This window comes from Microcoleus sp. S13_C3 (assembly GCF_036700905.1).
In the GTDB taxonomy this organism is placed as follows: Bacteria; Cyanobacteriota; Cyanobacteriia; order Cyanobacteriales; family Microcoleaceae; genus Microcoleus.
The window spans coordinates 1-8,640 of the sequence record NZ_JAUBPT010000168.1; the positions used below are offsets into that span (position 1 = coordinate 1).

At 46.9% G+C, this 8,640-nt stretch carries 10 protein-coding genes; 4 read left to right on the forward strand and 6 right to left on the reverse strand.

Annotation, left to right across the window (positions count from 1 at the left end; genetic code table 11):
- Nucleotides 1–298: 298 nt before the first annotated feature.
- Nucleotides 299–943: an ATP phosphoribosyltransferase gene (gene hisG / locus QUA16_RS30475; RefSeq protein WP_333108017.1), complete on the reverse strand. Its 645-nt coding sequence runs from the start codon at nucleotides 941–943 to the stop codon at nucleotides 299–301.
- Between the two features lie 377 nt (nucleotides 944–1,320).
- On the opposite strand from hisG, the gene QUA16_RS30480 reads away from it, so the two are divergent.
- The 3 genes from QUA16_RS30480 (at nucleotide 1,321) to rppA (ending at nucleotide 3,133) form a co-directional block, all read left to right on the forward strand.
- Complete coding sequence (locus QUA16_RS30480) at nucleotides 1,321–1,590, forward strand: hypothetical protein (RefSeq protein WP_333108016.1); 270 nt, start codon at nucleotides 1,321–1,323, stop codon at nucleotides 1,588–1,590.
- 153 nt (nucleotides 1,591–1,743) lie between these two features.
- The gene (locus QUA16_RS30485) at nucleotides 1,744–2,394 is read left to right on the forward strand and encodes a glutathione S-transferase family protein (RefSeq protein WP_333108015.1); all 651 of its coding nucleotides are present in this window, start codon (nucleotides 1,744–1,746) and stop codon (nucleotides 2,392–2,394) included.
- A 52-nt stretch (nucleotides 2,395–2,446) separates the two neighbouring features.
- Nucleotides 2,447–3,133, forward strand: a complete 687-nt coding sequence (gene rppA / locus QUA16_RS30490) for a two-component system response regulator RppA (protein ID WP_333108014.1) — start codon at nucleotides 2,447–2,449, stop codon at nucleotides 3,131–3,133.
- A gap of 238 nt (nucleotides 3,134–3,371) precedes the next feature.
- Here the strand turns inward: rppA and QUA16_RS30495 are convergent, their stop codons facing one another.
- The 4 genes from QUA16_RS30495 to tmk all read right to left on the reverse strand — a co-directional run bounded on the left by QUA16_RS30495 (nucleotide 3,372) and on the right by tmk (nucleotide 7,146).
- Nucleotides 3,372–4,208, reverse strand: coding sequence for a metallophosphoesterase (locus QUA16_RS30495; protein WP_333108013.1), 837 nt, complete (start codon nucleotides 4,206–4,208; stop codon nucleotides 3,372–3,374).
- A gap of 519 nt (nucleotides 4,209–4,727) precedes the next feature.
- A complete protein-coding gene (gene msrA / locus QUA16_RS30500; RefSeq protein WP_445305421.1) occupies nucleotides 4,728–5,213 on the reverse strand; it encodes a peptide-methionine (S)-S-oxide reductase MsrA in 486 nt (161 codons plus the stop codon).
- A 27-nt stretch (nucleotides 5,214–5,240) separates the two neighbouring features.
- Nucleotides 5,241–6,203, reverse strand: coding sequence for a DNA polymerase III subunit delta' (locus tag QUA16_RS30505; RefSeq protein WP_333108010.1), 963 nt, complete (start codon nucleotides 6,201–6,203; stop codon nucleotides 5,241–5,243).
- Between the two features lie 274 nt (nucleotides 6,204–6,477).
- Nucleotides 6,478–7,146, reverse strand: coding sequence for a dTMP kinase (tmk, locus tag QUA16_RS30510; RefSeq protein ID WP_333108009.1), 669 nt, complete (start codon nucleotides 7,144–7,146; stop codon nucleotides 6,478–6,480).
- 105 nt (nucleotides 7,147–7,251) lie between these two features.
- Here tmk and QUA16_RS30515 point away from each other — a divergent pair, with 105 nt between their 5' ends.
- On the forward strand, nucleotides 7,252–7,599 hold the full coding sequence (locus tag QUA16_RS30515) for a hypothetical protein (RefSeq protein ID WP_190659999.1): 348 nt from the start codon (nucleotides 7,252–7,254) through the stop codon (nucleotides 7,597–7,599).
- 92 nt (nucleotides 7,600–7,691) lie between these two features.
- Here the strand turns inward: QUA16_RS30515 and QUA16_RS30520 are convergent.
- Nucleotides 7,692–8,640 (reverse strand): HAD-IC family P-type ATPase (locus tag QUA16_RS30520; protein ID WP_333108008.1); only part of this gene is annotated, 949 nt, incomplete at its 5' end.

The window sequence follows — 8,640 nt, forward strand, 5'->3', positions numbered from 1 at the left end:
TCTTCAGTCCTCTTTGAGAGCGTTTCACGGAGGCCCAGCACCCGTTATGAATCAAAGAAACTCTTTCTCCCCTGCTCAAGAGCTCAAGAGCTCAAGAGCTCCCCCTCTCCCCCTCTCCCCTTCTCCCCTGCGAGTTTCTTAGGAGGACTTTAGCTATAAGCCCCGTGGAATTCATTCCCTGGCGGACTGACTGGCGGACGGAAGGACTGGGCGGACTGACAGCTTAAGTTGACGCCAATGGGCAATGCCGTTTCCCTACTTATCTACGAACCAATCAAAGCACTCTAATTTTAGACCATCAAACAGTCGTCAAAACTTGCTCTCTCAACTTCCCGATCAACTCATTCACACCTCCGGCATTCAAACGGTAACTCAGAGGATGACCGATTAAATAAGCCGAACTTTCAAACAAAACATCAATTTCCACCAAACCATTTTCCCGCAAAGTTTTGCCAGTCGAAACCAAATCCACAATTGCCTCCGACATACCCGTAATCGGCCCTAACTCCACAGAACCGTAAAGCGGCACAATTTCCACCGGCAAATTCAAATTGTGAAAATATTCCCTTGCACAGTGTACGAACTTAGAAGCAACTCTACCGTGAGGAGGCAAATCCACAGTTCGTCGATAAGAACTAGATTCCTTCACCGCCACCGACAGCCGACACTTGCCAAATTTTAAATCAATTAAATTGGCAACTTTCGGCTTTTTTTCCCGCAAAACATCATAGCCAGCAATCCCCAAATCCGCTTGACCGTATTCCACATAAACCGGCACGTCGTGCGTCCTTACTAGCACAGCTTTGGCAGTGCCTGTCGGGTCATAAATTTGAAGTTGTCGGTTAGAGGAATCGAGAAAAGCACTGAAGTCTAATCCAACCGATTTAAACAGCCGAATGCTATCTCCTAACAGTCCGCCTTTGGGAAGTGCAACAGTAATCATGTCAATTTTTAGAGTGTAAATTTCTAAATTTTGGAAGGGGGCGATCGCGGCACAAGCAGAAACAGCTTTTACCAGACTCAGAATAACACATAGAGTTCATAGCGAAAAATAAATTTCGGGTATTGCTAGATCCTTTGTTTGGGTATATATTATATCTAGTAAGTTTTTATGTCGTCACGTTTTTCAATGGCGGTCGGTATGGAAAACAATCAAGAATTTGACGGAAATTTTCACAGTGTAGACCCGGATTCCCTGAAAAAGATTAAAGTAGATGAAATCCTCTCATACCAATTTTTTATGAGCCTGCATAGAATCCGATCCCCCCTAGCCAAGAGGGCGGGCACTCTTGGCACCGCCCCTACGAAGGGGAGTAGGGGGTGGGACAAGATTCCGCTCAAAGTCAACCCCTACTCCCCAACAATCAGGGGGATTTAGGGGGAGCGAGATATGTGCAACTTCACATTAAATTGGTATCAGGCGGTGGTGTAGAGAGGGAGGAAATGGACTATACAGTAGCTGTACCTAGCGCTAACCAGCCCAGGGTTCCCAGGGACAGAGGCTTCTCGTTCCATGTGGAATCAAGCGTGTTCGATCGCGCCCCCCGATCGAAGTTTGCAGAAAAACGCGGAACGCTGGGAGGCTGTTAATGTAAAATGCTTGCAGAGGCTGGTGCAGACAACGCGGCGATCCTCTTCGAGGGCTTCGCTAACGTGCGATAGCCATTGTGTGTCACGCCTTTGTGTATTCAACTCTAAAACTTAAACTTTAACGGGCGATCGCCAATAGCTGACAGCTAAACTATGACCGAATTGACACTTGTTATTGGCAACAAAAATTATTCCTCTTGGTCGCTGCGTCCTTGGCTGGCGATGAAACAAGCTAAACTTGAATTTGCCGAGGTCAGAATCCCCTTAGACTGGCCGACAACACATGAAGAAATTCGGCGCTATTCTCCATCGGGAAAAGTACCAGTTTTAATCGACGGCGACTTGAAAGTGTGGGAATCTTTAGCAATTTGCGAATACGTTGCAGAACGCTTTGCTAATGATTTGTGGCCGCCAGATGTAGCGGAACGGGCGATCGCCCGTTCCATCTGCGCCGAAATGCACGCGGGGTTCTCAAATTTGCGCGAAAATATGCCAATGGACTGTCGCAACCGCTATCCGGGAGAAGGGATGACTCCCGGTGTAGAAGCAGAGATCGATCGCATCTTTGCCATTTGGCGCGAATGCCGGCAAAAATTCGGGACATGCGGCGATATGCTGTTCGGAAAATTCACAGTTGTTGACGCTATGTTTGCCCCAGTGGTGATGCGTTTTGTCACCTATGAAGTCAAATTAGATTCAGTAACAAAAGCTTATGCGGATGCGATTTTGGCCTTGCCGGCCATCCAGGAATGGGTAGCAGCAGCTTGCAGCGAAACGGAAAGTATTCCACACATTAAAAAGTAGGAAAAATCAGTTTACTTAACCTAAAATATCAAATATCAAATTTGAAATCAGGATGCGGATTCTTTTAGTTGATGATGAAGTTGAGTTAACTGACCCTTTGAGTCGAGTCTTAACGCGCGAAGGTTATACAGTTGATGTGGCATTTGACGGAGCAAGTGGCAGCAATTTAGCAATGCAGGGCAATTACGATTTGCTAATTTTGGATTGGATGCTACCGAGGCAAACCGGACTGGCAATTTGCCAGAAGTTGCGATCGCAAGGACGGAATACGCCAGTGCTATTTCTCACCGCCAAAGATACCGTAGACGATCGCGTACAAGGACTCGACGCCGGTGCAGACGACTATTTAGTCAAACCTTTTGAACTGCGAGAACTCCTAGCCAGAGTCCGCGCATTACTGCGGCGGCCTCCTACTTTTGATGCCGAGGTTGCTGTCGGGCGGCTGCAAGTTGCAGATTTACAGCTAGACTACGACAATCAATTAGCTTATCGGGGCGATCGTACAATTGATTTATCAGAAAAAGAATGTCAGTTATTAGAATACTTAATGCGCCATCCCGGTCAATTGCTAACACACGAACAAATCCACCAGTTTTTGTGGAGTGAAGCAGAAAAACCCAGCAGCAATGTATTAGCCGCTCAAATTCGCCTGCTGCGCCGCAAAATAGAAGCCGCGGGCGAATGTGTCCTAATTCACACAGTCTACGGCAGAGGCTATCGCTTTGGAGAAGCAAATTAAAAATAATATAAATTGTACAACAATCATTTTTACTTCTTCCCTCTTCTTTCTTCCTTCTTCCTTCTTCCGACGGACATCCGTTACATCCGTTACATCCGTTACATAATCCGTTGCCGAACTTCCATCTTCCTGACATCCGTTACATCCGTTACATCCGTTACATAATCCGTTGCCGAACTTCCTTTTTCCTTCTGCTATATTATCTATTATCGGGAAAGTGTGCACCCTAAACCAGCCTTTACGTATCTTGACAAACCAAAGTAATTACTGTCACCTCCGGGGGACAAAATAGTCTTCCCGGCGCATAAGTCCCCAAACCGCGATTCACGTACAGCAAATTACTCCCAACCTGATGCAAACCGCTAGCCCATTCCCAGTGAGTAACTACTCGATCCCAAGCCGACAGAAAAGGAATGAACTTTCGGATTCGTTGAGGAATCAAAGAGCCAATTTTTCTGACCCAAGCGTACAAAGGGCCGATACCGGGAATAACGATTTGACCGCCGTGAGTGTGTCCAGACAACTGCAAATCAATCCGCCAATTTTGCAGCTTTTCAGCAGTATCAGGATTGTGAGACAAGACAATCCGAGGAATCGCGGGATTTATTGATGCCATTACAGGTTTAGGCGCAAAATCGCCCGACCAAAAATCAGCCAGCCCAACTAAAGCCAATTCAGACCCCAAAGGATAGATTGCTTCGTTGTACAAAACCCGCATCCCGACGCTATTTAAAGCATTAGCAACCTCTATTTTTGCCCTCGGCCAATAGTGGTCGTGATTGCCCAAAACAGCGTAAATTCCCACCCGACTTTGCAACTTTTTCAATCGCTGCACTAAGCCGTAAATAGGTGCGGGATCGTAGCTAATAAAGTCACCAGTTAAAAAAATCATGTCTGGTTCAGCTTCGTTGGCCGCAGCAATCGCCTCTTCTAGCAACCATTCCGACAGCCGCACCCCGTCATAGTGAAAGTCCGTAAGCTGTACAATTTTAGTACCGGATAGATTTGCTGGAAGATTGGCGATTGGTATTGTTAAATACTCTATTCGCAGTTTCCCAGTTAATAACCTGTGCATAAATCTAAAGTTTATTGATGACAGAGCGCCACCTCTAGCTTAGCAAATAAACCAGCAAGACTGCCAAACTCGATATTCTTCCCTCCGGGACGAAAAAACTGGGATTACTAAGGAAAAGAGAAACAGAAATGCCCTATCTTTATTTAGGCTTTATTGCAAAATTGTTTGGGTCTTACGCGCCCAACTAATACAGCATTTTTATAAAATTATGACTTGCGTAACAAGCTGTTTAAAACGCTATCAATCCTCTTCAGACTGGCTTTTCCAGCCCCGCATCTATTTCTTTTAGCAATTGTCTAAGCTAAGATTTGTGTCGCATCCCCATATAATCGGGCTACCACGGGGGAATTGCGCCTACCAAACACTATCTCGTCACTAATGATTTATTACTGAGTAGGTGGAAATAAACATGGCTTGGAGGAGGCAGGGTTTTGCATTAATAATAAACTGGTCGCTAGTATAGATCATTGCCTTACCCGCCCCTAATATTTTTTATTTTTGGTCGCGTCGGCCTACTTTTTAACTAATCACTTTTGACGAATGCCGCTTCTTCTCAATATATTGCTGGTGGTAATCCTCTGCCATATAAAATTCCCCAGCAGGTTTGATTTCGGTGGCAATATCTTTGTCGTATTTACCGGAAAGTTGTAATTTTTGTTTGGATGCGCGAGCGGCTTTTTCTTGTTCCCAATTGTGATAAAAAATTACAGACCTGTACTGTTCGCCTCTGTCGGGGCCTTGGCGATTGACTTGGGTAGGATCGTGACAGTTCCAGAATACATCTAGCAATGCTTCGTAACTCACCTGCGATCGATCGTACTCTACCAGCACGGCTTCAGCGTGACCAGTGACTCTGGCGCAAACATCCAGGTAGCAGGGGTTCGGCCAGTGGCCTCCCGTGTAGCCCGCAGCCGTCGAGACGACACCCGCAACTGCGCGAAACTTGTGTTCAACTCCCCAAAAACAACCGGCGGCAAATGTGGCTTTTTCCATCGTGTTACTCATCGTATTGGGTTCAAACTTGGCAATAAATTATGCTTGACATATTCCCATAAGTGTGCATTCCCAAACTAATCGCGGCTGTACGTAGTTTAGCAAATATTGCCGCGCTTTTTCCAAGGGCTCTAGGGGCGATCGACTAATTCCCCCTGCCAAAAATTGCTGCCAATAACAGTGTTGTAAATAATCGATTAACCACAACTGAGATTCAGTATCTAAAGTTTTATCAATTTCCTTGGCCAATTCCAAAGCAGAGCGCAGATTTTGAGGCAACTGCTTCACCTTTTGCAGCAAATCATCGGGTATTGATTGCAGTTGCTGCCAAATAGCAATCGCCTCCCCAGGACTTCCCTGAGCCATCCCCAGTACCTCGGAATGATCCAAAATCTGTGCGAATCCAGCTTGCTGCAAAACTTGTGCCATTGCTTCGGGATTCAGCCGTGAAAACTGGATTTTTTGACAACGAGAAATTAAAGTGGGTAGCAAAAGTTCCACAGTCGGAGCAATTAAGATTAGCGCTGCTTTTCCCGGTTCTTCCAATGTCTTCAACAAGCCGTTAGCGGCTCCCTCACCCATTGTTTCTGCTTGTTCCAAAACTACGACTGAACGCGCCGCTTCTAGCGGCGGTCTGCTGAGAAAGTCACCGATTTCTCGAACTTGTTCTAAGCGAATTTGTGGTGGTGCTTTCCGCTTTAAACCTGCTTCCTCTGCTTCCTTTGGTGTAAGCCGTTTGCCTTGGTTCATGTAAGTTGGTTCTACCCAGAGTAAGTCTGGATGATTTCGCTGCTTCACGCGATTTTGCACGGAGGCTATTAGTCTGGTTTCGGGAATATTGGCTGAGAATAAAAGCTCGATGAAACACTGAGCCGCTAAACTTTTGCCGATGCCGTTAGACCCGACAAATAAATAACCAGGAGCAATTCGGTTTCGCTCGACTGCTTGAGTTAGCAATTCTACTGCTCGCTCTTGTCCGATTAATGATGTAAAATAATTCATGTGACAGTTGACAGTTGACAGTTGACAGTTGACAGTTGACAGCTTGCCCGAAGAGCGCAGTCGAAGGGTTGACAGTTGACAGTATTCAGTTGACAGAAGGAAGTTATTGTAGGGTGCGTCAGGGGCGCTGAATGTAATGACTACCTATTCAAGAATTTTGCCCCGCTACCCTATGGTGAGTTAGTTACAACGAAGAAACCGGGTTTTTCCTCGAACTTGAGGATTTTTAGCAAATATTTCGTAAAAAACCCGGTTTCTGGCTATCTATGTAAGCTTACTTTTCAGAATTGGTATTATTTAAATATCCCCAAGCTTCTAAGCTGCGAGTTACAATAGCTTGAATTTCCTGAGCAACTTCATATTCAGGCCGATCGGCATTTATGCGAACAATTCGAGATTTATTTTCCTCGGCTAACTCCGCAAAACCTTGCTGCACAAGGCGGTGAAACTTCAAATCCGCTTGCTCGATCCGATCGCACCCTCCCCGATCCCTTACCCTCGCCAAACCCTCCTCCACATTAATATCCAGCCACAAAGTCAGATCGCTTTCCAAGCCGCCTGTGGCAATTTCATTCAACTGCTTAATTAAATTTAAGTTAAGACCGCGGCCGTAGCCCTGATAAGCAATCGTAGAGTCAGTAAAGCGATCGCATAAAACAATAGTTCCTTTCGATAACTCTGGTTGGAGAAAAGTTTCGACGTGTTGAGCGCGATCGGCAGCATACATGAGTAATTCTGCTCGATCGGATACAGATTCGCCCCCATCTTGTTTCAGCAGCAACTGTCGCAGTCCCCTTCCCAGGTCAGTACCCCCCGGTTCGCGAGTAGCCACCAACGGGACTGTGAGAAAGCAACTTGCTTGCAGCCAATATATCAGTCGCTGCATTTGCGTAGTTTTACCCGCACCTTCAACCCCTTCAAACACGATAAGTTTGCCCTTCATTGCCCTAACTTCCCATTTGAATAAAATAAATCCATATTGTTCTGTACATCTGTTCTAGGTTCGGTATGATAATAAAGTCTAAATGCCTCACGGCTGGAGTTGTCTATGGCTCGCTATACTGGTTTTTTTATCGTTGCCGTTCCGATCGACCGTCTGCGTCAATCCCTGATTGAAATTTTAGAGTCATGCAATCTTGATATTATCTACAATACAGGAGATTCCGTCATGGCTCGCGAACTTCCCGGTCAAGTTTCGATCGCCAAACTTGTCACCGCAGAAGTCCTAATTGAGAAAAACACGGCCAGCGACTCAGAGGTTCGCATGAACTTCGTGATTAAAAACGAAGAACTGCCCCTGCAAACCAACAACCACTGCCGTCAAATGTTCGAGCTAGTGAGTCGTTCAATTATGAACAACAATAATTGGCGACTTTTGGAAAGTATGGCACTCTAGCCATTAGTCATTAGTCATTAGTCCTCAGTCATTAGTCATTAGTTTGTGGCTAATGACCAATGACCTCGTACTTTTATTGGTCATCCCTAAATTTAAGCTCGAAATCCCCGGCGCAAAAACAAAGAATTTGTAACCACGCTAACAGAACTAAAGGCCATAAATGCTCCGGCCGCCGCAGGACTGAGTAGAATTCCGGTTGCAGGCAGCAAGATACCCGCTGCAACCGGAATTCCCAGAGTATTGTAACCAAAAGCCCAAAATAAATTTTGGCGAATCTTATTAAAAGTAGCGCGCCCCAGCTCGATCGACTCAACAACATCCATCAAAGCATTTCGCATCAGCACAATTTGAGCAGTTTCAACTGCGACATCAGTGCCGCAGTGCAAACCGATACCGACATCAGCTTGAGCCAAAGCCGGCGCGTCATTGATACCATCGCCCACCACAGCCACTTTACAGCCTTGGGCTTGCAAAGTCGCGATCGCCCTAGCCTTCCCCTCCGGCCGCACCCCGGCCAAAACATCAGCCGCCGTCAAATCTAGCTGCTGCGCCGTCGCCGCCGCCGCCGACGGCGTATCCCCCGTCAGCATCATCACCCGCAATCCCATGCCCCGCAAACGTTCCACCGCCGCCTTAGCATCCGGCCTCAGAGTATCTTTTAGCCCGATTACCCCCAGCAAAACGCCCTCAGAAGCCACGTAAACCGCCGTTTTGCCTTCCAAAGACCCCGACAATTGCGTCGCCACAGCGACCCCCTGCTCCTTCATCCACTCAGCATTCCCCGCGAACACCCGCCGGCCCTCCACCAAAGCCGAAACCCCCAAGCCCGGTTCCGTGCAGAAATCCTCAGCAGCTAGCAGCGGCAAACCTTGCTGTTGAGCTTCCAGCAAAATCGCTGCGGCGATGGGATGACAAGCGCCCCTTTCCACCGCCGCCGCAATTTGCAGCAGTTTTGAGTCAACCCTGCCAGAAACCCCATCAATTGTGGAACAGGCATCTTGCCTGTTGCCAGAAACCCCATCAATTGTGGAACAGGCATCT